This window comes from Romboutsia sp., from assembly GCF_056995035.1.
Map to the genome: position 1 here is coordinate 17,683 of NZ_JBXKIW010000016.1, position 24,640 is coordinate 42,322.

The window sequence follows — 24,640 nt, forward strand, 5'->3', positions numbered from 1 at the left end:
AAGAAGAGTGAAGAATTATGTTATAATGTATAGTAACAATGAGGCTATAGAATAATCTATAGCCTCATTGTTATTATACATATGAATTTAAACAATGATTATAAATAATCTAAGAAAGGTATGAATTTAAACAATGAAAATATATGCATTAGTAGGTACTAGTGGAACAGGTAAAAGTTATAAAGCTTTAGAGTTAACTTATGAAAATGAGATAGAGTACATAATTGATGATGGCCTTCTTATACATAAGAATAAAATAATAGCAGGGATATCTGCAAAACAGGCAAAAACAGTTATGGAAGCTGTAAAAAGAGCTATATTTCATGATGTAAATCATAAAGAATCTGTAAAATTAAAAATACAAGAAGAAAATATTGATAAAATTTTAATACTTGGAACTTCAAATAAAATGATAAATAAAATAATAGAGAAATTAGAGATAGAGTACCTTTATAAAACGATAAATATAGAAGATATAAGTAGTGAGAGAGAAATAGCTATAGCAAAAGAGTCTAGAAAAAGAGGTAATCATATAATACCTGTGCCAACTATTGAAATAAAACCAATTGCTAGTGGATTTAGTATAAGTTCACTAAAAAGATTTTTTAGAAGGAATAATGATACAGAAACGCTAATTGAGAAAACTATAATAAGGCCAACCTTTAGCTATATAGGTAAATTTTTTATAAAATCTAATGTAATAGAGCAGATTGTAAATTATGAAGTTAGCAAGTTCAAAAAAATAGACAAAATTAATAATATACAAGTAATCAATACAAATAATAGCATAAATATATTTTTAAATATTAATATTAATGATATTAAACAAATAAAAGAAAGTCGTGAAGTACAGAAAAAAATAAAAGAAAATGTAGAAAAAATAACGCTAATCAATGTAGAAAAAGTGGACATATACATCAATCGATTAAAAAGTAGTTTTATGTCACAAAGTTAAAAAATAAACAATTCCAAAATCAACCAAACTAAAAAAAACTATGTTATAATCAAGTTGTAAGTTCGGGAAAAGGGTTTTCTGAACTAGAGATTAATAATAACATAGTATTTTTAGGGGGGCTTTAAAATGGCAGAAAAAACTTTAAATGTATTCGAAATAGCAAGAAAACAGGTTAAAAATGCATGTGATAAATTAGGTGCAGATGCTGCAGTATATGAAATATTAAAAAATCCAATGAGGGTTATGGAAGTATCATTCCCAGTTAAGATGGATGATGGAACAACTAAATCTTTTACAGGATATAGATCTCAACATAACAATGCATGTGGACCTTTTAAAGGTGGCTTAAGATTCCATCCAGCTGTATGTATGGATGAGGTTAAAGCTTTATCAACATGGATGACATTTAAATGCTCAGTAGTAGGAATTCCATATGGTGGTGGAAAAGGTGGAATGGCTATCGATCCAAGAGATTACTCTGAAACTGAATTAGAAAGAATATCTAGAGGATTTGCAAGAGCTATAGCACCAATTATAGGGGAAAAAGAAGATATACCAGCTCCAGATGTTAATACAAATGGACAAATAATGTCTTGGATGGTAGACGAATATGCTCAAGTTACAGGAGAATTCCAACCAGGGGTATTTACAGGTAAGCCAGTAGATTTCTATGGTTCTTTAGCTAGAACAGAAGCTACAGGATATGGAGTTGCTACAATGGCTATGGAAGCTGCCAAAAAATTAAATATAGATTTAAATAATGTAACAGTAGCTGTACAAGGTTTTGGGAATGTTGGAAGCTATGCAGGTATGTACATAGAAGAAGCTGGTGCTAAAGTTATTGCGGTAGCGGATCATACAGGAACTATATATAATGCAAATGGAATAGATATGAAAGCTCTAATGGAGTACAATAGAGTAAATAGAGGAATAAAAGGATTCGAGGGAGCTGAGGCTACTGAGAATGATATATTAACTATGAACGTTGATATATTAATGCCATGTGCGTTAGAAAATCAATTAACTTCTAAAAATGCAGGAGATATAAAAGCTAAAATAATAAGTGAAGGTGCTAATGGACCTACAACTCCAGAAGCAGATGAAATATTATCTAAAAATGGAATAACTTTAATTCCAGATATATTAGCTAACAGTGGCGGAGTTACTGTATCTTATTTTGAATGGGTACAAAATTTAAGCAGATACAATTGGTCATTTGAAGAAGTTCAAACAAAACAAAAGAAATTAATGGTAGATGCATTTGAAGATATATGGAATTTAGCAAAAGAATATGAAGTAGATATGAGAACTGCTGCATATATGATGTCTATAAAGAGAATAGCAGATGCTATGAAGATGAGAGGATGGTATAGTGATACTCCTCAAACAGAAATAATAGAAGAAAAAGTTTTATTAGCAACTGAATAATTATAAATGAAAAATAAGAAGTGGCCATATAGCTACTTCTTATTTTTCATTTATATATTCAGTTTAGTATCTTTAGTGGCATTAAATATATGGGTAAATTTTAAATTAATAACTTTATTTATGATATGATTTTAAATACTAAAAAAACACATAAATCGATTATTTATGCGTAAAAAGGGCTTAAAACCTATAAAAAACTTTACATTCATCTAGGTTTAATATATAATTAAATGAAAAGAATGTATATTTAGGTGATACATTGGATAAAATAATTAATTTAAATACATAATTTTTATACAAGATGTAAATTTGATAAATACCTTATATTAATAATAAGGATACTACATAAAAGGTTATAATGGGTTACAAAAAAGTTACAAAAAATTTACGGAATATCTTGTGTATTAGTATTTTATCCTAGATAAGCTTCACCTATAAAAATAACACGTAAGATAGCTTATGGTGAATTTTTGGAGGGAAAAATATCATGAAGAGAAAAATATTAGTACCAATGTTTGCGTCGGTAATGGCGTTATCAATGAATGGAATTGCAAATGCAGATGAAGTAGAAAATAAAAACGTTGAAAATAAAGAAGAAAAGACAAGTGCAACAGTAGATTTAGGTGAATACAAAGAATTAACATATAAGGTAGCTACTGTTAAAGATGGAGTAGCCGTAAAAATAAGAGAACAAGGATCTGTTCACCATGTAGCTTATACTGGAGATGAGTTTAAAGTTATAGGGACTCAAGGAGAATGGGTAAAGATAGTTGTTGAAGACGGCGAAGGTTGGTTACCATCAAGATTTGTAGACATAAAAGAAGCTTATGGATATACAAATTCAGAAAAAGTTAATATTAGAAAAGAAGCTAATACAGAATCTGAAATAGTAACGGAATTAGAAATTGGAAGTACTATAAAAGTTTTAGAAGATAATGGAAATTGGATAAAAGTTAAAAAGGGTGAAGAAGAAGGATATATAAGATCTTTATATGTTGCTGATGAAGCACCAGTTATAGAAATCGAAGAAGAAGTTATTGTTGAAAGTACAGAGAGTAGTCAAGTTGTAAATAATAATGAAACTGTAAACGATAATTCGAGTTCTAATAATAGTGAAAGTACAGAGAGTAGCCAAATTGTAAACAATAACGAAACTGTAAATAATAGCTCAACTTCAAACAATAGTTCAAATTCTAATAATAGTGGAAGCTCAAGTAATAGCCAAACTTCAAATAATAATGTAAACTCAAGTAATGATAGTGAACAAGTTGAAAAACCAGCTGAAAAACCAGTTGAAAATCTACCGTCAAGTAATACATCAGTAACTCAAGCTGTAATCAATCTAGCTTATTCAAAAATAGGTTCTCCATATGTTTGGGGTGCGGAAGGTCCAAATAGTTTTGATTGTTCAGGACTTACTTCTTATGTATATAGAAATGCAGCAGGGATAAGTATACCAAGAACATCAGGTGCTCAAGCAGGATATGGACAAACTGTAAGTAAATCGAATTTACAAGCGGGGGATTTAGTATTCTTTAGTACTAATGGAACTGGAAATGTAAGTCACGTAGGTATATATGTAGGTGGAGGTAACATGATACATGCTCCAAAACCAGGTGATTCTGTAAAGATTACAAACATAAACTCTTCTTACTATACATCAGCATTTGTTACAGCAAAGAGAGTTTTATAATAATGAAATTAAGTCGCTTAGAAATAAGCGACTTTTTGTATGTTAAGATTTTATTACTTGTACATTTCATGTATAAATTATAAAATTAAATGATAAAATAAAAATTAAAGATACTGATTATAGAATATATTGACATTGGCATAAAAAGGTGTTAGAATTCAATCAGAATTAAAAATACTTTTAAATTTAGTCCAGAGAGGCTGAAAAAGGAGGAAAAATATATGTTATTACAAGGAAGAAATTTAATCCAACCAGAGGACTTTTCAGTTACAGAAATAGATGAAATATTATCATTATCTCAAAATATAATTGACGCTCCGTCAAAATATTCCCGTATATGTGAAGGCAAATTATTGGCTACATTATTCTATGAGCCATCAACAAGAACAAGATTAAGCTTTGAATCTGCAATGTGCAGATTAGGTGGAAGTATTGTAGGTTTTTCTGAACCTAACTCATCATCTGTATCAAAAGGAGAATCATTAGGCGATACTATAAGAACTGTATCATGTTATGCAGATGTAATTGCAATGAGGCATCCAGTAGCAGGATCAGCAGCTGAGGCATCATCATATTCAGAAGTACCTTTCATAAACGCGGGAGATGGAGGAAACCAACACCCAACTCAAACACTAACAGATCTACTCACTATAAAATCCCTTAAAGGAAGTCTAGAAAATCACACAATAGGACTATGTGGAGATTTAAAGAATGGAAGAACGGTACATTCTTTAGTTAAAGCAATGGCTAGGTATAGAAATACTAAATTTGTATTTATATCTCCAGAAGAATTAAAAATGCCAAATTATATAAAAGAGGCTATACAAGAACAAGGTCATGCATATTATGAAACTAACAATTTAGATGAAGTTATAGGAAGTTTAGATGTTTTATATATGACAAGAGTACAACAAGAAAGATTTGAAAATAAAGCAGAGTATGAAAGATTAAAAGACTACTATATATTAAACAAATCAAAAATGCAAAGAGCATCAAAAGATATGCTAGTAATGCATCCATTACCAAGAGTAAATGAAATAGATGCAGATGTAGATGATGATGATAGAGCTGTGTATTTTAAGCAAGCTAAATATGGAATGTTTGTAAGGATGGCATTGATAATGAAACTTTTAGGAATAAAAGATGTAGCAAACAGCTTTAAAGAAGATATATTAGAGTGTATATAAAAATTTAGGCTAAACAGCATATGACAAAGGGGAGATTTAGATGTGTAAGATCTGTGAAAATAGATATATAGGCGAAGATATGTACCTTATGAAAGTAGAAGGTAAATTTGAAGGAAAAATGGGTCAATTTTACATGTTAAGAGCATGGGATATGTTTCCTCTTCTTTCAAGACCGATAAGCATACATGATATAGATGAAAATGGTATAACATTCCTATACAAGGTTTTTGGTGAAGGAACTAAAATACTAAGTAAATTAAAAATAAACGATACGATAAAATTAGAAGGTCCTTACGGGAACGGATATGAAAAGGTAAAAGGTAAGGTAGCTTTAGTAGGTGGAGGAATCGGTGTAGCTCCATTATACTTAGTAGCTAAGAATATAGAAAACTGTGATGCTTATCTTGGATTTAGAAGTGAATCTATATTAGAAGATGAGTATAAAGCAATCTGTAATGAAGTTCATATAGCAACGGGAAATACCTTTGTAACGGATATTTTAGATGTTGAAAAATATGATTATATATTAACTTGTGGTCCAACTCCAATGATGGAGAAACTAGTTAAGATGGTAGAAGGTACTAACACAAAAATAATGGTATCTTTAGAAAATCATATGGCTTGTGGAGTAGGTGCATGTTTAGTGTGTACGTGTAAAACACAATTCGGAAATAAAAAGACTTGTAAAGATGGTCCTGTATTTTGGGGAGAGGACGTGATATTTAATGGCTAGCTTAGGTGTAAAATTCGGGAGCATAGATTTTAAAAATCCACTTGTAATGGCATCGGGCACATTCGGATTTGGAAAAGAATATAATGAAATTTATGATATACAGAAATTAGGTGGAGTAAGTAGTAAAGGACTTACATTAAACAAGAGGGCTGGAAATACAGGGATGAGAGTTTGCGAAACTCCATCGGGTATGATGAATAGTGTTGGACTTGAAAATCCTGGAGTTCAAGGATTTATAGATAATGAACTACAGTTTTTCAAAAATTTAGATTTAGTAAGAATAGCCAACGTAGGTGGCGGAACTTTAGAAGATTATTTACAAGGTGTACAATTATTAAATGGCCAACCAATAGATATGATAGAGTTAAATATATCTTGCCCAAACGTTAAGGCAGGGGGAATGGCATTCGGTATAAAGAATGAAGTAGCGAGAGAAGTAGTAAGAGAAGTAAGAAATATTACAAACCTGCCTCTTATAATAAAATTATCACCAAATGCAGAAGACATAATAGGAATGGCAAAAGTATGTGAAGAAGAAGGTGCGAATGGAGTATCTTTAGTAAACACATTTAAAGCTATGGCTATAGATATACACAAAAGAAAGCCTGTATTTGAAAACATATATGCCGGATTGTCTGGGCCAGCAATAAAACCAATAGCACTTAGAATGGTTCATGAGGTTTGTAAAAATGTTAACATACCAGTAATGGGAATGGGCGGAATAACCACAGCTCAAGATGCTATAGAATTTATCATGGCAGGTTCGACATGTATACAAGTAGGAACGGCAAACTTTATAAATCCTAAAATTGGTCTTGAAATAATAGATGGAATAGAAGAGTTTATGATAAAAGAAGGAATAAAAAGCTTAGATGAAATAAGAGGCATATTATAAATTTAGGATGAAAATGAAATATAAAACACCATTATATATAGATTATTTATATATAAAATAAAAAGGGAAAACTTGGAGGACATAATTATGAGTAAGGTAGATGTAATAGATATATTAAAGAAAAGTGATGCATTATTAGAAGGACACTTCTTATTATCTTCAGGAAAGCACAGTAACAGATACATACAATGTGCTAAGGTATTAAGATTCCCACAATATGCAGAAGCGGTATTAAGTACAGTAGTTGAACAAATAAAAGACTTAAATATAGATTTAGTAGTTGGTCCTGCAATGGGTGGAGTTATAGTTTCTTATGAATTAGGAAGACAATTAAATAAAGAAACTGTATTCACTGAAAGAAAAGATGGAGTAATGGAATTAAGAAGAGGATTTGAAGTTAAGCCAGGAGCTAGAATAATAATAGCTGAAGATGTTGTTACAACTGGTAAATCAACTATAGAAACGAAAAAAGCATTAGAAGCATTAGGGGGAGAAGTTATAGGTGTTGCTTGTATAGCAAATAGAACTAATGACGATATAGGAATGCCGATATACAGTGCTATAAAGTTAGATATACAAGTACATGATGTGGATGAATGCCCTTTATGTAAAGAAGGGAAATTAAAATTAGTTAAGCCTGGAAGTAGGGAATTTAAAGAACTAGGAATGTAATAATATGTTAAATTGACCTTAGAGAAATCTAAGGTCAATTTTTTTAGGAAATTTGAGGTTATTAATTTATATATTTAATAATTTTACCCAATCTTTAGTTTTTGATATACTTTCATCAGTATCCTCTTTTAAAGGGTCTAAAAAGCTTATTTCTCCTATAAAATTATTGTTTGGAAATGCCTCGTTAAATTTTTCAAAACACTTACCAACTCCACCACCACCATGGCACGCAAATAATGCTATATTTTTATTGGATATTTTATATTTATCTATAAATGTATTGAAAGCAGAGGCATAAGTTCCTGCCCATATAGGTGTTCCAATAAAAATATTATCATAGATACTAATATCTTTATCTTTATTTATAAGAATTGGTTTTTGTTTGAAAATTACGCTTTTACCACCCCATAAATATTTTTTAAATCCAGTTGATGGAAATTCCTTTTTAGGTATTAACTCTAATATGTCTGCATTTATTTCTTTAGATATAGTTTGAGCTATTAGGTTTGTGTTTCCTTCTAATGAATAGTATATTACTAAGTTTTTCATAACATTACCCCCTTTTTATAAAAATATTTATCACTACCATACTATTATAACTTACTTATATTATACACATTTGATAAATATGTAGAAAAAAATTCCTATATATTTAGAATTTCAAATTGAAGCAATATTGTTTTAATTCGTCTAAAAAGACTTGAGAAGCTTTAGATATAGTAATATTTTTATGTAAAATATATGAAAAATGTCTAGTATAAGAATTACCTAATTTTATAGTTGATAGTTCTTTATTTTCAACAGCAGGGGTTGTTACAAAGTCAGAAATGATAGTTATACCTAAATTATTTTTTACAGCTTCCTTTACAGCATAGTTACTACCTAAGACCATTATTCGCTTTGGAATTATTTTATTGGTTGCTAAAAAAATATCTAAAAACTCTCTGGTACCAGAGCCTTGTTCACGAACAATCCATTTTTGATTATGAAGTTTATCAAAATGAAAATTAGAAATGTCTAAGTCTGCACTATAAGGAAAAGCTAAAACCATTTTATCTTCTAAAAAATATTCTTGAGTAAAATTAGATAAAGATGAAGTACCTTCAATAAGTCCAATATCTAAAGTGAGTTCTTTTAAATGCGAACAAATTGAAGATGTGTTATCAATAAAAATTTCTACATCTACATCTGGATATTTTTTAGAAAATATAGCTAAAAACTTAGGTAAAACATATTCTCCGATTGTTAAACTGGCTCCTATCTTTAAGCTACCCTTAATAGAATTAGAAGTATTATTAACTTCCATATATGTAGTATCTAATAGATTTATAATTTCTTTAGCCCTTTTGTATAAAGCATAACCGCTTTCTGTTATAAAAATATTTTTTTGTTTAACAGATCTATTTATCAATATCACACCAAAAAATTTTTCTAGATTTTTTATATGAGTACTGACACTAGGTTGAGATAAATTTAAGAATTCTCCTGCCTTAGTGAAGTTTTTATATTCAACAACTGTTATAAATGTTTTAAATTCCTCTAACATTCAAAAACCTCCAATAAAAGTTTATCTTATGGATATATTATAACTTACATTATTAAAAATATTAATGATTATTATTTATTATATTTATTTTACTTATGATTATTTCAAATGTACACTAAATATATAATCAATAAAAGAAAGGAGTTATTTTTATGGATGGAATAAGACATGATTCAAAAAAATTTAATATATTTTATCAAATAAAAGAAATTTTACCTGGTTTAATAGTAGCGACTCTTATAGGATTAGCAAGTATATTGCTTTCTAAGGTAATTCCTAAACTTGGGGCTGCAACAATATCTATATTTTTAGGAATGTTTATAGGGAATTTGTTTTTAAATCAAAAATTTTTTCAAAAAGGATATAAATTTTCAGAAACAAATTTATTATCATATTCCATAGTATTGTTAGGTGCAACTTTAAGTATATCAACATTAATGGAGTTAGGACTTAATGGAATTTTATTTATAGTATTACAAATGGCTGTCACGATAACGGGAACTTTATATATAGGTAAAAAATTAGGATTTGGAGATAACTTTAGATTTCTTATGGCAGCTGGTAATGCAGTATGTGGTTCATCAGCAATTGCAGCAACAGCACCAGTTATTAATGCTGATGATAAAGATAAAGGGATAGCTATAACAATAGTTAATGTTACAGGTATATTCTTAATGTTTTTATTACCATTTTTAGCCGGTAAATTATATAATCATGAAACTGTACAAACTTCAGCTATGATAGGTGGTACATTACAATCAATAGGACAAGTTGTAGCAAGTAGTGCAATGGTAAGCGAACCAATAAAAGATTTATCAACAATATCCAAAATAGTAAGAGTCGTGTTATTAGTAGTCGTAGTATTCTTATTTGGACATTTAAAGAATAAATCAAACCAGGACATAATGGAAGAAGAGATACAAGATTCTAAAAAAGAAAAAATAAAAGTACCTTGGTACGTTCTAGGATTCTTTATAACTTGTGTTTTATTTTCTACTAATATAATATCGTCAGAAGTATCACAAAATTGTAAAGTATTAAGTAGCAAGTTTGAGATAATAGCTTTAGCAGCTATAGGATTAAGAGTTAACATCAAAGATTTAATAAAACAAGGTAAAGGGGTATCATTATATGGATTATTTGTAGGAAGTTTACAAGTGGTATCAGCAATAGTTTTAATAGGTATATTATTATAAGAATGTCTAATTAGGCATTCTTTTTATTTAATAGGGAATCTATATATTAAAAAAGGAATGTAGATTTCTACATTCCTAAAATTTGCTTTATTTCATCACATAACATATCAAGATGTTGTGGATTATTTATTAAATCAATTTCGTTTATATTTACATATAAAATAGGTGATTGATCATATTCTCCTATCCATCTTTCGTATCTGTTGTGAAGATTTGTCCAATAACCTAAGTCAACAGCCTTTTCCATTTCACGACCTCTAAGTCCTATTCTATTAACTACAGTATCTATAGAACCATCTAAGTATATCATTAAGTCTGGTCTCCTTAGATGAGGAACCATATCATTAAATAAATCTCTATAAGTTATATAATCTCTTTTGCTCATTTTTCCGTTATCAAATAGGTTTCTAGCGAATATTTCAACGTCTTCATATATACTTCTATCTTGTATGTTATTTAACCCGTTGCTATCTATTTCTTTTTGTTGCTTAAATCTTTGAGCTAAGAAATATAATTGTAAGTGGAATCCCCACTTTTCTTGATCTTTATAAAAATCTTCTAAGTATGGGTTTCCGTCAACCTTCTCATAGTGAGTTTCAAATCTGAGTCTTTCTCCAACTAATTTTGTTAAAGTAGATTTCCCAGCTCCGACATTTCCTGCTACTGTTATAAATAAATCTCTATTTAAAGGTTTATTACATTGATTTACTAAATTAAACATTCTGTCTAGCCTCCTAAGGTCTTTATTGCATCTTCTACCTTGTTTATTATAAATTGTCTATCATTCTCATTATTTAAGAAATCCAGTTTTGAATTATCAACTTCTATAATTATAGGTTCTTTACCCATAAAGTTGTGTTTTATAGATAGTGGATTAAAATAATACTTATATTCAGTACTTAATTCATGTATATAGTTTCTATCCATTTGTCTTTCGAAACTTCTATCTCTAATAGCTATTCTTTTCATTAAAACATCCGTATCTGAATTTAAATATACTATTATATCTGGTTGAGGTAGGTCATTGACGAATATATTATACATTTGCTTATATCTATGGAATTGCATTTTATCAAGCGTTATTCCTGCGAATATAAGATTTTTTATAATGTGGTAGTCGCTAACTATGCCTTGTGACTTACTTAATGTATTTTTTTCAATATCTTCTAATTGTTTGACTCTATTAAATAGAAAAAATGCTTCGGTTTGTAAAGCATATTCTTTAATATCAGTATAAAATTTTGATAAAAATGGATTTTCTTCAACTATTTCTCTTAAAAGAGTATAACCAAAATGTTGGTTAAGTATATTTGCTAAGGTAGTCTTTCCTACACCTATAGCACCTTCTATAGCAATAAACGCGCCTTTGTTATTCATTTAAAATCACCTTCTAAAAATAATGTCTTATGTATCTTATCAAAAAAAACTTCTTAATTCTACTCTAGACTTTTTAAATTAAATTTGCACATATATAAAAGTTAATTTAATTTATGCAAAATTTGGGTAAATTAAGAATATGATAATAAATATAAATACCCAAAAGGAGATAAAATAATGAAAGTTTATGAAAAAAATAATTGTGTTATATTAGAGGGAGTAGCCGATTTTGATCCAAAGCATATATTTGAATGTGGGCAATGTTTCAGATGGCATAAACAAGAAGATGGATCGTATACAGGAGTTGCTGAAGGAAAAGTAATAAATGTAGCGAGAATAGATAATAAAATTTATTTGAATAACACTAATTTAGAGGAGTTTAATACTATTTGGTATAATTACTTTGACTTAGGAACAAATTATACAGAGATAAAAAATACTTTGAAAAATATGGATGAATACTTATATAAGGCTACGGATTTTGGTTGGGGTATAAGAATTTTAAAACAAGATGGATGGGAGATGCTAATATCATTTATAATTTCTTCAAATAATAGAATTCCAATGATACAAAAAGCTATTGAAAATTTATCTAGAAATTATGGTAAACACATAGGAAACTATGATGGAAAAGACTACTATGCATTTCCAACTCCAGAAGAACTTAATAAAGCATCTAAAGAAGAAATAAGAGCATGTCAAACTGGGTTTAGAGATAAATATATAAAAAGTACAACTGAAAGTGTAGTGAAAAGTAATGAAAATATACCTGAGTATACAAGTTTAAGCACGGATGAATGTATAAAAGAATTAACAAAGTTCAATGGAGTAGGTCCAAAGGTTGCTGATTGTATAGCGTTATTTGGAATGACAAAGATTGACACTTTCCCTGTTGATGTTTGGGTTAAGAGAGTTATGCAGGAGTTTTATGTAGAAGAAGATATGAGCTTACCTAAAATAAGAAAATATGCTATAGATAAATTCAAAGACTTATCAGGGTATGCACAACAGTATTTATTTTATTATGCAAGAGAGCTTGGTATAGGAAGGTAAATAAAAGAGGGAGTGAACTATGAGTGTTGGAGGATTTTTATTTTTAAGCTATTTAATAATATCTTATATAGCTGGAGCCATAATTTCTATGTCTATTATACTTGAGAATAGAGACCCTGCTAGAACTGTTACATGGTTATTGATATTTATATTGCTTCCAGGAATCGGGCTAGTAATTTATGCAGTTTGTGGTAAAAATATAAGAAAAAGAAAGTTATTTAAGACGCAAAAATTAGCTAATAATATAAAGGAAGAAAAATTATTTGAAAATCTACAAGAAATAGAAGAATTAGTGCAGTTGGAAAAGAATTCAATAAAAAAGAATAAACTATTAAATGAAAATGAATACGCAAAGAAAAGAGTAATAAGCATTTTATTAAATACAGGAATGTTCCCATTTACATCTAATAATAAGATAGACGTATATATAGATGGTAATCAAAAATTTGATAATCTTATTAAAGATATAAAGAATGCAAAGGATCATATACATTTAGAATATTTTATAATAAAAGATAGTGATATAGGTAGAAAGATAAAAGATTTATTAATAGAAAAATCAAAAGAAGGTATTAAAGTCCGTATTTTATATGATGATGTTGGATGTTGGAGATTTTGGTTTCATCGAGAATTTTTCAATGAAATGAAGCGAAATGGTATAGATGTTATGCCATTTTTACCAGCAAAGTTTCCTATTATAGGAGGGAAATTAAACTATAGAAATCATAGGAAAATAGTAATTATAGATGGAAAAGTCGGGTACACAGGTGGAATAAATATAGGCGATGAGTATCTAGGTAAAAATAAGAAGTTTGGATATTGGCGAGACACTCATATTAGGATAGAAGGAACCTCGGTATATATGTTACAGATGATATTTTTGATAGATTGGTACTATACAACAAGAGAAATTATTATATTAAAACAATATTTTCCTAAGATGAATTATTGTGGAGATAGTATGGTTCAAGTAGTGGCAAGTGGTCCAGATAGCGACTGGGAGGCGATACACTATGCATATTTCTCAGCTATATGCCAAGCTAAAAAGAATATATATATAGAAACACCATACTTTATACCGGATGAAAGCATCCTTAGAGCTTTAAAAAGTGCAGCATTAAGTGGAGTGGATGTAAGGATAATTTTCCCTAAAATTGCAGATCACAAAATAGTAAATAGTGCTTCATACTCATACTTTGATGATATTTTAAGATCTGGAGGAAGAGTGTATCTTTACACGAAAGGATTTATACATTCTAAGATAGTTATAATAGATGATAAAATATCTTCAACGGGTTCTGCGAATATGGACTTAAGAAGTTTTATGCTTAATTTTGAAATAAATGCATTTATATATGATGAAGATGTTGTAAGAGTAATGACAGAAGATTTTTTTGATGATTTGAAAAATAGCGAAGAAATAAAATATGCAGATTTTAATAAGAGAAATATCATCAAAAAGGCCAAAGAATCAATAGCTAGGTTATTTTCTCCCATACTATAAATATTTAACAAAAAGTATTGAAAATTATGGGTAATTAGTATACTATAATAATTGTTAGCACTCTTAATGATAGAGTGATAAAATTATTATAGTATATATTTATTTTACATAAAAATTAGCAAGTTTTAATTTATAGGAGAGCATAAGAAAGGTTTAAAAATAGTAATAAATTTAAATTTTTTTATTAAACTTATAAAGCGCCAAGAGTGGAATTTTATATATTCCTTTAATATAAACAATTCATTTAGGAGGTAAAGATCATGAAAATAAGACCATTAGCTGATAGAGTAGTGATTAAAAAGTTAGAAGCTGAAGAAAAAACTGCAAGTGGAATAGTTTTACCAGGGGCAGCTAAAGAACAACCTCAAATGGCTGAAGTTGTTGAAGTTGGACCAGGTGGAGTTGTTGATGGAAAAGAAATAGTTATGGAATTAAAAGTTGGAGATAGAGTTATATTCCAAAAATATGCAGGAAATGAAGTTAAATTAGAAGGAAAAGAATATACAATATTAAAACAAAGCGATATATTAGCTGTAGTTGAATAATATTTAGGAGGGGTTAAAATGGCTAAAGAAATTAAATTTGCTGAAGATACAAGAAGAGCTTTAGAAACTGGAGTAAACAAATTAGCAGATACAGTAAAAGTTACACTAGGACCTAAAGGAAGAAATGTTATATTAGATAAAAAATTTGGTTCACCTCTTATAACCAATGATGGTGTTACAATAGCCAAGGAAATAGAGCTAGAAGATAGATTTGAAAATATGGGAGCTCAATTAGTTAAAGAAGTTGCTACTAAAACTAATGATGTTGCAGGAGATGGTACAACAACTGCTACAGTTTTAGCTCAAGCTATAATAAGAGAAGGATTAAAGAATGTAACAGCTGGAGCTAATCCAGTTTTAATCAGAAAAGGGATACAAAAATCTGTTGAAGTAGCTGTTGAAGAATTAAAAAATCAATCAAGAACTATAGAAACGAAAGAATCAATATCTCAAGTTGCATCTATATCTGCTGGAGATGAAGAAGTAGGTAAATTAATAGCAGAAGCTATGGAAATAGTAGGAAAAGATGGTGTTATAACTGTTGAAGAGTCTAAAACTATGAACACAGAATTAGACGCTGTAGAAGGTATGCAATTTGACAGAGGATTCGTATCTGCATATATGGTAACAGATGTAGATAAGATGGAAGCTGTTTTAAATGATCCATACATATTAATAACAGATAAGAAAATATCTAATATACAAGAAATATTACCTGTACTTGAGCAAATAGTTCAACAAGGTAAAAAATTATTAATAGTAGCTGAAGATGTAGATGGGGAAGCATTATCTACATTAGTAGTTAACAAATTAAGAGGAACATTTGAAGTTGTTGCTGTTAAAGCTCCAGGATTTGGAGATAGAAGAAAAGCAATGCTTGAAGACATAGCTACACTTACTGGAGGTCAAGTAATATCTGAAGAATTAGGATATGACTTAAAAGAAGCTAATGTAACTATGTTAGGTAGAGCAGCTTCAGTTAAAGTAACTAAAGATAGTACTACTATAGTAGACGGTTATGGAGATAAGAATGCTATAGAAAATAGAGTGAATCAAATAAAACATCAAGTAGAAGAAACTACTTCTGAATTTGATAAAGAAAAGTTAATGGAAAGATTAGCTAAATTAGCTGGTGGAGTAGCCGTTATAAAAGTTGGAGCTGCTACAGAAGTTGAAATGAAAGAAAAGAAATTAAGAATAGAAGATGCACTTAACGCTACAAGAGCAGCTGTAGAAGAAGGTATAGTTGCTGGTGGTGGTACTGCTTTAGTAAGTGTAATACCAGCTTTAGATAAGTTAGTAGAAGAGCTTGAAGGCGAAATGCAAATAGGTGCTAAAATAATAAGAAAAGCATTAGAAGAACCATTAAGACAAATAGCTATAAATGCAGGTCTTGAAGGAGCTGTAATAATACAAAGAGTAATGAGTGAAGATCCTGAAATAGGATTTGATGCTTTAAATGAAAAATATGTAAATATGATAGAGGCGGGAATAGTTGACCCAACTAAGGTTACTAGAAGTGCATTACAAAATGCAGCTTCAATAGCTGGAGTATTCTTAACTACAGAAGCTGCTGTTGCAGAGCTTCCTGTTAAAGAAGATGCAATGCCAGGCATGGGTGGCGGAATGCCAGGAATGATGTAATTTAATATTGATTATTGTTAAGAGGAGTAACGATCGTTACTCCTTTTTTAATTACAATTATATTATATTGGTTTTAAACTTGTGTATAATAGTGATTATAAAGTTATATAATTTCATGAAGCGAAGAAATATAAGTGAAATTATTAAAAATAAATTTTAATCTAATTTTAATGTTCACCTAAGTTTATATTAAGATTTAAGATCTATAATAAAGATATAAAATAATATTAGGAGGAAATAAAAAATGGATAAAGATAAAATAACTATAGAGCAGATTGATGCTGTAAAGAATAGAGCAAATGTAGGGTATAAGGAAGCAAAGGAAATATTAGAAAAATTTGATGGAGATGTAGTAGAAGCTATATTATATTTAGAAGAGCAAAGTAAGATAAAATCTGATGTGAAAATAGCCAATACAACATATTTTAAGAAAGCAAAAAAATTAGTGTATAAATTAAATAGAATTCGTGTAGAAATATATAAAAAAGAAAGAACTGTTTTAAGAATACCAATGTCACTAGGTATAGTATTTTCTATAATAGGTTTACCAATAGTTATAACAGGGTTAGTAGCTGCTATACTTACTGGACATAGAATAAAAATTGAAAATAGCAATGGAGAAGGATATGAAATAAATCAAACTTTAGATAAAGTGGCAGATAAAGCTAATGATTTAGCTAAAAAAGCTACAGAAGAAATAAATAAATAAATTATAAAACCTGCTTAAATAGCAGGTTTTTTGTTGATTATATATGATAAGGTATAATATAGATATAGAAAATTTTAGGAGGGAACATGGATAAATCAAATATACTAATAATTGAAGATGAAGTTAAGATAGCTAGATTTATACAATTAGAGCTACAATATGAAGGATACGATGTTGAGATATGTCATGACGGTAGAGAGGGTTTAAGCTTAGTAGTTCAGAATGATTATGATCTTATAATTTTAGATGTAATGCTACCTTCTTTAAACGGAATGGAAGTACTTAGAAGAATAAGATCAGTAAGTGATGTTGCTATAATTATGCTCTCTGCTAAAGGGGAAGTAACAGATAAAGTAATGGGGCTTGATATTGGAGCCGATGATTATATGACGAAGCCATTTAAAATAGAAGAGCTTCTAGCTCGTATTAGAGTTTGCTTAAAGAGGAAAATAAATAATATCCCTGTAGTAGATAATGATATTTTAAAAGTAGGAAAGCTTATCGTAGATGATAAAAAACATGTTGTAACCTATGATAATGAAAATATCGAATTAACTAAAAAAGAATTTGATTTATTAAAATATATATTAGATAACAAAGGAATTGTAGTTACAAGAGATAATATACTTCAAAAAATATGGGGCTATGATTATATAGGAGATACAAACACTGTAGATGTTTATATAAGGTACTTAAGAAGTAAAATAGACAATAGATTTAATATAAAGCTTATACACACTGTAAGAGGAGTTGGATATCAAATAAAAGATGAGAAGAATTAATTTTAAAAAGAAAATAAAATTTATTATCGATGAGAAGATAAGATTCTCTATAAAAACTAAAATAACTTTAAGTTACTCAATTATGTTTATAATAATGTCAGTCTTAAGTACATTTGGAATTATATATTTGTTTGATAAAAGTACAAGGAATTTAGATTTTAACGTGTATTTAACGTTAATAACTATACTTATAGTTTTCAACGTTTTAGAGTTTTTGGTTATTATTATATTTAGTTACAGAATTTCTAAAAAATCATTAAGACCTATAGATAATATGATAGACAAAGTTAAGGAAATATCTATAAATGATTTGGATACAAGATTAGATGTATCAGGTGTAAAAAATGAATTTAAAGACTTGGCTAAAACTTTCAATACTATGTTAGACGAAATACAATACTCTGTAGAGAAGCAAAATCAATTCGTATCTGATGCATCTCATGAGCTGAGGACTCCTATATCTGTAATACAAGGGTACGCAAACCTATTAAGCCGATGGGGAAAAGATGATAAAGAAGTATTAGAAGAGTCTATAAATGCTATAAAAGATGAATCTGAAAGTATGAAAAAGCTAATAGAAAGCTTGTTATTTTTAGCTAAAGGAGATAGAAATAAACAAATAATTGAAAAAGAAGACTTTAAATTAGAGGAACTAATAGATGAAGTTGTAAAAGAAAGTATTATGATAGATGATAATCACAACATAGTAAATACAAATAATGAAGATGAGATTGTATACGGAGACAGAAATCTTATAAAAGAAGCATTGAGAATTTTTGTAGACAATAGTATGAAGTATACTCAAGAAGAAGGAACTATAAAAATAAATACCTTTAAAAGTAATAAAGGTGTGTATATTCTTATAGAAGATAACGGTATAGGTATAAATAAAGAGGATTTACCTAATATATTCAATAGATTTTATAGAAGTGATAAATCTAGAAATAAGCATAGTGGAGGCACGGGTCTTGGATTGTCCATTGCTAAATATATAATAGATGCTCATAATGGGAATATAAAAGTATACAGTAATCTAGATGAAGGAACTATAGTATCTATAGAATTGCCTGTAGAGAGTAGTGGAAATGAAGAATAAAGATTATAGGGAATCAATGAAATTGGTAAATTAAAATTTATGTAAGAATATAGAAAATATGAATATAGATAGTTATAATCTTATTTATAATAGCTAAAAACAATAGCAATTTTAAATAGATAAATGGAGGTAAAATATGGATTTAAGAGATTTACTTCAAGAAGTTAAAAATAGTAATATAGATATAGAAGAAGCCTTAGTAAAACTGAAAAATCTTCCTTATGAAGATTTAGGATATGCAAATATAGATCATCACAGAGAATTAAGAAATGGATATCCAGAAGTGATTTACTGTGAAGGAAAAACTGATGAGCATATATTAGGGATTATACAAAAAATGAATGAAAAAAGTTCGAATATATTGGGTACTAGATGTAGAAAAGAAACCTTTAATAAAATTAAAGAAGTATACAAAAATGCAGAGTATGAAGAATTATCAAAAATACTAAAAATACAAAATCGCGATATCGTGAATATAGGTAAGGGGAAAATTTTAATATTAACAGGAGGAACTTCAGATATTCCTGTGGCAGATGAAGCTTATTATACTGCTAAATTTTTAGGAAATGATGTAGAAAAAATTTATGATGTAGGTGTAGCTGGTATACATAGATTATTAAGTCGTAGACATATACTAGAAGAAGCTAGAGTAATAATTGCAGTGGCTGGTATGGAAGGTGCACTACCAAGTGTAGTAGGAGGTCTTGTAGATGTACCTATAATCGCAGTTCCAACATCTGTAGGATATGGTGCTAATTTTGGTGGATTATCAGCACTTCTTACAATGCTAAATAGTTGTGCATCAGGTATATCGGTAGTTAATATAGATAATGGATTTGGTGCAGGTTATTTAGCGGCTACTATAAATAAATTAAAATAGATTAATATTATTTATTATAAAATAATATTTGTATAGTCAATAATTAACAGTTGTTTAAATATATATAAATAGAAAAGAGATTTCTGAATTTATTATAAAATTATTAATATAAGTAGAAGTGATAATACTAAAATGCAAAACCTTAAGGAGAAAATAATGGAACAGAGAATACTTTATTTTGATATAGTCAATGGAATTTCTGGAGATATGACACTTGCAAGTTTATTAGATTTAGGAGCTCCCAAAGAACTATTTTTAGAAGAAATAAAAAAATTAAACATAGATAGTGAATTTGAAATAAAAGTAACTTCAAAAAATGAAAGTGGAATAGTTGGCACTAATGTAGAGGTAGTAACTAAAGAAACTCACGCACATAGACATTTAATAGATATATTTGATATTATTGATAATAGTAATCTAAATGATAATGTAAAAGAAATGTCTAAGAAGATATTTATGATTATAGGAGAAGCAGAAGCGAAAGTACATGGAACTACTATAGATAAAATACATTTCCATGAAGTAGGAGCAATAGACTCAATAGTTGATATAGTAGGGGCTTCTATATTAATAGATTTACTTTGTGTAGACAAAATATATGCAAATTCAGTTCCTGTAGGGTCTGGGTTTGTCAAGTGTGATCATGGTATAATGCCTGTTCCTACACCTGCAACTATAGAAATACTTAAAGGGGCACCTATTAAGTTAAATACAGTTAAAGGTGAATGTACAACTCCTACAGGTGCAGCGATAATAAAAGTATTATGTGATGAATTCGTAGATGAATTAGAATTTGAGGTAAATCAAATAGGATATGGAATAGGATACAAGCAATTTGAGATACCAAATATGTTAAGAACTGTTTTAGGGGTAAAAAAAAAGAAGAAATAGTATATGAAATAAGTGCTAACATTGATGATATGTCTTCAGAGGTATATTCGTACCTATACGATAAAGTACTAGAAGAGGGAGCATTAGATGTATATACAGAAAGCATATATATGAAAAAGAATAGACCAGCAAATAAACTATCAATATTATGTCAAAAAAGGGATTTGCAAAAATTTGTAGAATTAATACTTGTAGAAACTACTACCTTTGGTGTAAGATACCATCAATATAATAGAGAAAAACTAACTAGAAAATTTACTAAACTTAATACGCCTTATGGGTTAGTTACTGTCAAGTTAGGTTATTATAATGGTAAATTAATAAAGGTTACACCAGAGTATGAAGACTGCAAAATAATTGCAAAAAAACATGAAATATCATTTAATCAACTACTATATGAGATAAATTATATGATAAATGAAAAATTTGACATAAACTTATTGACATAATTCATAAATTTTGATAAATTAAGATTTAACTTAAAGAAATAGTTTATCAATTAAATACAATATATCACTCATATATACTCAGAAATAAGGTCTGAAAGTTTCTACCGAGATACCGTAAATATCTTGACTATGAGTGAAATTATTATAGCAGAATATCGTATAAAGTAAACTTGTAGGCTGATTATATCCCTATAGGTTGGCTATAAAAAAGATATTTTGGAAACCTGTATAGTAATTTCACTTTTATGAGAATAATAAAGGAAGTTACTATACAGGTTTTTTTGTACTTCATTGAAACACGAACGAAAAAATAAAAAACGAACTTAAAGTTCGAATAATAAACATAAATAAAGAAGGGAGAATTACTATGGCAACTATATTAAAAGAAGGTTTAACATTTGATGATGTTTTATTAGTTCCTCAAAAATCTGAGGTATTACCAAAGGATGTTAATACAGGAACATACTTAACTAAAACGATAAAATTAAATATTCCTCTAATGAGTGCAGGAATGGATACTGTTACAGAATCTAAAATGGCTATATCTATGGCTAGACAAGGTGGTATAGGAATAATACACAAAAACATGTCTATAGAGGAACAAGCTCTAGAGGTTGATAAAGTAAAGAGAAGTGAAAGTGGAGTTATAGTAGATCCCTTCTATTTATCTAAAAATCACAACATACAAGATGCTGATGATATAATGGCAAGATACAAAATATCAGGAGTTCCAATAGTTGATGAAGATAATAAATTAATCGGAATAATAACTAATAGAGATATAAAATTTGAAAAAGATATGACAAAAAGTATTGAGGATGTTATGACTAAGGAAAACTTAGTAACAGCTAAAGAAGGAGTAACTTTAGTAGAAGCTCAACAAATACTTAAACAACATAAAATAGAAAAATTACCTATAGTAGATGATGAAGGTCATTTAAAAGGTTTAATAACTATAAAAGATATAGAAAAGAAAATACAATATCCTAATTCAGCAAAAGATGCTCGTGGAAGATTATTATGTGGAGCAGCATTAGGAATAAGTGCAGATCTTATTGATAGAGCAAATGCTTTAGTTAAGGCTAATGTAGATGTAGTAGTTTTAGATAGTGCACATGGTCATTCTAAAGGAGTTATGGATGCAGTTATAAAAATTAAACAAGCTCATCCACAGCTTCAAGTTATAGCAGGAAATGTAGCAACACCAGAAGCGACAGAGGATTTAATAAAAGCTGGTGCAGATTGTATTAAAGTAGGTATAGGTCCAGGTTCTATATGTACAACAAGGGTAGTTGCAGGAATCGGAGTTCCTCAAGTAACAGCAGTAATGGATTGTGCTGAAGTTGGTCACAAATATGGTGTACCAATAATAGCCGATGGTGGTATAAAGTACTCTGGAGATGTTGTAAAAGCATTAGCAGCTGGGGCTTCTGTATGTATGATGGGATCATTATTTGCAGGAACAGAAGAAAGTCCAGGAGAAACAGTTCTTTACGGAGGTAGATCATACAAAACATATAGAGGAATGGGATCTATAGCAGCTATGGAAAAAGGTTCAAAAGATAGATACTTCCAAAATGATGCTAAGAAGCTTGTTCCTGAAGGTGTTGAAGGAATGGTTGCATATAAAGGTAAAGCTGAAGATATAACTTATCAAATGGTAGGTGGATTAAGAGCAGGTATGGGATACTGTGGAGCACCTACAATACAAGAGTTAATGGATACTGCAACATTTATCAAAATAACAGCAGCTTCTTTAAAAGAAAGTCATCCGCATGACATAACAATAACTAAAGAAGCGCCAAACTATAGCACACAAGGAGGCATATAACATATGAAACATGAATTAGTACTTGTAATCGATTTTGGTGGGCAATACAATCAGTTAATAGCAAGAAGAGTAAGAGAAAATAATGTATACTGTGAAATAATATCTTACAAAACTGATATAGAAAAAATAAAAGCTAAAAACCCAAAAGGAATAATATTTACAGGTGGGCCTAACAGTGCATACTTAGAAAATTCTCCTAAAATATCTAAAGAGATATTTGAAATGGGTATTCCAATACTTGGTATATGTTATGGAGTTCAAGTTATGTCTCATATATTAGGTGGGAATGTAAGAAAAGGAACTAATAGCGAAAAAGAATACGGTAAAACAGCTATAACTTATGAAGAGTCAGCTGTATTTGCAGGGATTACAACAAATAGTGTTTGGATGAGTCATACAGATTTAATAGATAGATTACCAGAAGGATTTAAATCAGTTGCATATACAAAGGATTGTCCGGTTGCAGCTATGGAACATGCAGAAAAGAAATTATATGGAGTACAATTCCATCCAGAAGTTGAACACTGTTTAGAAGGAGATAAGATACTTAAGAACTTTTTATACAATGTTTGCGAAGTAAGTGGAGATTGGACTACAGATTCATTTATAAGTGATAAAATAAAAGAACTAAAAGAAAAAATTGGTGATAAAAAAGTATTATGTGCTTTAAGTGGTGGAGTAGATTCATCAGTAGCAGCGGTACTTGTGCATAGAGCTATAGGAGATAACTTAACTTGTGTATTCGTAGATCATGGTTTACTTAGAAAAAATGAAGGTGACGATGTAGAAAGAATATTTAGAGATAAGTTTGACATGAATTTAATAAGAGTTAATTGTGAAGATAGATTCTTATCAAAGTTAAAAGGAATAACTGAACCGGAAGCTAAGAGAAAAATAATAGGTGAAGAATTCATAAGAGTATTTGAAGAAGAATCAAATAAATTAGGAAAAATGGACTTCTTAGCTCAAGGAACTATATATCCAGATGTTGTAGAAAGTGGACTTGGAGAAGCAGCAACTATAAAATCTCACCACAACGTTGGAGGGATACCTGAAGATATAGAATTTGAAATAGTTGAACCTCTAAGAGAGTTATTCAAAGATGAAGTTAGAAAAATAGGTTTAGAACTTGGAATAGAAGAAGACTTAATATTTAGACATCCATTCCCAGGACCAGGTCTTGGAATAAGAGTTATAGGTGAAGTAACTAAAGAAAGATGTGACATATTAAGAGAAGCTGATGCAATATATATGGATATACTAAAAGAACAAGGATTATATAAAGAAATATGGCAAGCATTTGCTACATTGCCAGATGTAAAAACAGTTGGGGTTATGGGAGATGAAAGAACTTATGCTTATTTAGTAGGAATAAGAGCAGTTACATCTTCTGATGGAATGACTTCAGATTGGTACAAAATGCCATATGATGTATTAGAAAAAATATCTAATAGAATAGTAAATGAAGTTGATGGCGCAAACAGAGTAGTTTATGACATAACTTCTAAACCACCAGGAACAATAGAGTGGGAATAATATAAATATAATTTAATTTTATAGAATACTTTACACAT

Annotated in this window: 22 protein-coding genes, 1 pseudogene and 1 riboswitch; of the genes and pseudogenes, 19 read left to right on the forward strand and 4 right to left on the reverse strand. The window is 29.1% G+C overall.

What is annotated here, in order from left to right:
* The first annotated feature begins 133 nt into the window (after positions 1-133).
* The 7 genes from AC11VW_RS01670 to pyrE all read left to right on the forward strand — a co-directional run bounded on the left by AC11VW_RS01670 (position 134) and on the right by pyrE (position 7,563).
* Positions 134-955, forward strand: coding sequence for an ATP-binding protein (locus AC11VW_RS01670; RefSeq protein ID WP_484299659.1), 822 nt, complete (start codon positions 134-136; stop codon positions 953-955).
* 126 nt (positions 956-1,081) lie between these two features.
* Positions 1,082-2,383 (forward strand): Glu/Leu/Phe/Val family dehydrogenase, encoded by a 1,302-nt coding sequence (locus AC11VW_RS01675; protein WP_484299660.1) that lies wholly within the window; start codon positions 1,082-1,084, stop codon positions 2,381-2,383.
* Between the two features lie 487 nt (positions 2,384-2,870).
* Positions 2,871-4,076 carry a C40 family peptidase gene (locus tag AC11VW_RS01680; protein WP_484299661.1) on the forward strand — a complete coding sequence of 402 codons (1,206 nt, stop codon included), beginning with the start codon at positions 2,871-2,873 and terminating at the stop codon, positions 4,074-4,076.
* Between the two features lie 221 nt (positions 4,077-4,297).
* Positions 4,298-5,263: an aspartate carbamoyltransferase gene (pyrB, locus tag AC11VW_RS01685; protein WP_484299662.1), complete on the forward strand. Its 966-nt coding sequence runs from the start codon at positions 4,298-4,300 to the stop codon at positions 5,261-5,263.
* Between the two features lie 40 nt (positions 5,264-5,303).
* Positions 5,304-5,996, forward strand: a complete 693-nt coding sequence (locus AC11VW_RS01690; protein WP_484299663.1) for a dihydroorotate dehydrogenase electron transfer subunit — start codon at positions 5,304-5,306, stop codon at positions 5,994-5,996.
* Entirely contained in the window at positions 5,989-6,891 is a 903-nt protein-coding gene (locus AC11VW_RS01695; RefSeq protein ID WP_484299664.1) for a dihydroorotate dehydrogenase, read from the forward strand. The genes AC11VW_RS01690 and AC11VW_RS01695 overlap by 8 nt, the downstream gene beginning before the upstream one ends.
* 87 nt (positions 6,892-6,978) lie before the next feature.
* Positions 6,979-7,563 carry an orotate phosphoribosyltransferase gene (gene pyrE, locus AC11VW_RS01700; protein WP_484299665.1) on the forward strand — a complete coding sequence of 195 codons (585 nt, stop codon included), beginning with the start codon at positions 6,979-6,981 and terminating at the stop codon, positions 7,561-7,563.
* 66 nt (positions 7,564-7,629) lie between these two features.
* Here pyrE and AC11VW_RS01705 read toward each other — a convergent pair whose 3' ends face one another.
* Together AC11VW_RS01705 and AC11VW_RS01710 are read right to left on the reverse strand one after the other, a co-directional pair.
* Positions 7,630-8,112: a flavodoxin family protein gene (locus tag AC11VW_RS01705; protein WP_484299666.1), complete on the reverse strand. Its 483-nt coding sequence runs from the start codon at positions 8,110-8,112 to the stop codon at positions 7,630-7,632.
* A gap of 103 nt (positions 8,113-8,215) precedes the next feature.
* Positions 8,216-9,109, reverse strand: a complete 894-nt coding sequence (locus AC11VW_RS01710; protein WP_484299667.1) for a LysR substrate-binding domain-containing protein — start codon at positions 9,107-9,109, stop codon at positions 8,216-8,218.
* 152 nt (positions 9,110-9,261) lie between these two features.
* Here AC11VW_RS01710 and AC11VW_RS01715 point away from each other — a divergent pair, with 152 nt between their 5' ends.
* Complete coding sequence (locus tag AC11VW_RS01715; RefSeq protein ID WP_484299668.1) at positions 9,262-10,305, forward strand: YeiH family protein; 1,044 nt, start codon at positions 9,262-9,264, stop codon at positions 10,303-10,305.
* Positions 10,306-10,372: 67 nt separating this feature from the next.
* Here AC11VW_RS01715 and AC11VW_RS01720 read toward each other — a convergent pair whose 3' ends face one another.
* Both AC11VW_RS01720 and AC11VW_RS01725 read right to left on the reverse strand, forming a co-directional pair.
* Positions 10,373-11,026, reverse strand: a complete 654-nt coding sequence (locus tag AC11VW_RS01720; RefSeq protein ID WP_484299669.1) for a deoxynucleoside kinase — start codon at positions 11,024-11,026, stop codon at positions 10,373-10,375.
* A 5-nt stretch (positions 11,027-11,031) separates the two neighbouring features.
* Positions 11,032-11,682: a deoxynucleoside kinase gene (locus AC11VW_RS01725; RefSeq protein ID WP_484299670.1), complete on the reverse strand. Its 651-nt coding sequence runs from the start codon at positions 11,680-11,682 to the stop codon at positions 11,032-11,034.
* Positions 11,683-11,859: 177 nt separating this feature from the next.
* Here AC11VW_RS01725 and AC11VW_RS01730 point away from each other — a divergent pair, with 177 nt between their 5' ends.
* The 11 genes and pseudogenes from AC11VW_RS01730 to guaA all read left to right on the forward strand — a co-directional run bounded on the left by AC11VW_RS01730 (position 11,860) and on the right by guaA (position 24,602).
* Entirely contained in the window at positions 11,860-12,735 is an 876-nt protein-coding gene (locus tag AC11VW_RS01730; protein WP_484299671.1) for a DNA-3-methyladenine glycosylase family protein, read from the forward strand.
* 19 nt (positions 12,736-12,754) lie between these two features.
* Positions 12,755-14,239 carry a cardiolipin synthase gene (cls, locus tag AC11VW_RS01735; RefSeq protein ID WP_484299672.1) on the forward strand — a complete coding sequence of 495 codons (1,485 nt, stop codon included), beginning with the start codon at positions 12,755-12,757 and terminating at the stop codon, positions 14,237-14,239.
* Between the two features lie 260 nt (positions 14,240-14,499).
* Entirely contained in the window at positions 14,500-14,784 is a 285-nt protein-coding gene (locus tag AC11VW_RS01740) for a co-chaperone GroES (protein ID WP_484299673.1), read from the forward strand.
* An 18-nt stretch (positions 14,785-14,802) separates the two neighbouring features.
* Complete coding sequence (groL, locus tag AC11VW_RS01745; RefSeq protein WP_484299674.1) at positions 14,803-16,428, forward strand: chaperonin GroEL; 1,626 nt, start codon at positions 14,803-14,805, stop codon at positions 16,426-16,428.
* A 244-nt stretch (positions 16,429-16,672) separates the two neighbouring features.
* A complete protein-coding gene (locus AC11VW_RS01750) occupies positions 16,673-17,137 on the forward strand; it encodes a DUF4342 domain-containing protein (protein WP_484299675.1) in 465 nt (154 codons plus the stop codon).
* A gap of 86 nt (positions 17,138-17,223) precedes the next feature.
* Positions 17,224-17,919 carry a response regulator transcription factor gene (locus AC11VW_RS01755; RefSeq protein ID WP_484299676.1) on the forward strand — a complete coding sequence of 232 codons (696 nt, stop codon included), beginning with the start codon at positions 17,224-17,226 and terminating at the stop codon, positions 17,917-17,919.
* On the forward strand, positions 17,906-19,015 hold the full coding sequence (locus AC11VW_RS01760; protein WP_484299677.1) for a sensor histidine kinase: 1,110 nt from the start codon (positions 17,906-17,908) through the stop codon (positions 19,013-19,015). Before AC11VW_RS01755 ends, AC11VW_RS01760 begins: the two co-directional genes overlap by 14 nt.
* A gap of 136 nt (positions 19,016-19,151) precedes the next feature.
* Complete coding sequence (larB, locus tag AC11VW_RS01765; RefSeq protein WP_484299678.1) at positions 19,152-19,895, forward strand: nickel pincer cofactor biosynthesis protein LarB; 744 nt, start codon at positions 19,152-19,154, stop codon at positions 19,893-19,895.
* 156 nt (positions 19,896-20,051) lie between these two features.
* Positions 20,052-21,235, forward strand: a pseudogene (larC, locus tag AC11VW_RS01770) (nickel pincer cofactor biosynthesis protein LarC).
* A 48-nt stretch (positions 21,236-21,283) separates the two neighbouring features.
* Positions 21,284-21,385: riboswitch (purine riboswitch) on the forward strand.
* Positions 21,386-21,602: 217 nt separating this feature from the next.
* Positions 21,603-23,066 carry an IMP dehydrogenase gene (guaB, locus tag AC11VW_RS01775; RefSeq protein WP_484299679.1) on the forward strand — a complete coding sequence of 488 codons (1,464 nt, stop codon included), beginning with the start codon at positions 21,603-21,605 and terminating at the stop codon, positions 23,064-23,066.
* Between the two features lie 3 nt (positions 23,067-23,069).
* Positions 23,070-24,602 (forward strand): glutamine-hydrolyzing GMP synthase, encoded by a 1,533-nt coding sequence (gene guaA, locus AC11VW_RS01780; protein ID WP_484299680.1) that lies wholly within the window; start codon positions 23,070-23,072, stop codon positions 24,600-24,602.
* The last annotated feature ends 38 nt before the right edge of the window (positions 24,603-24,640 follow it).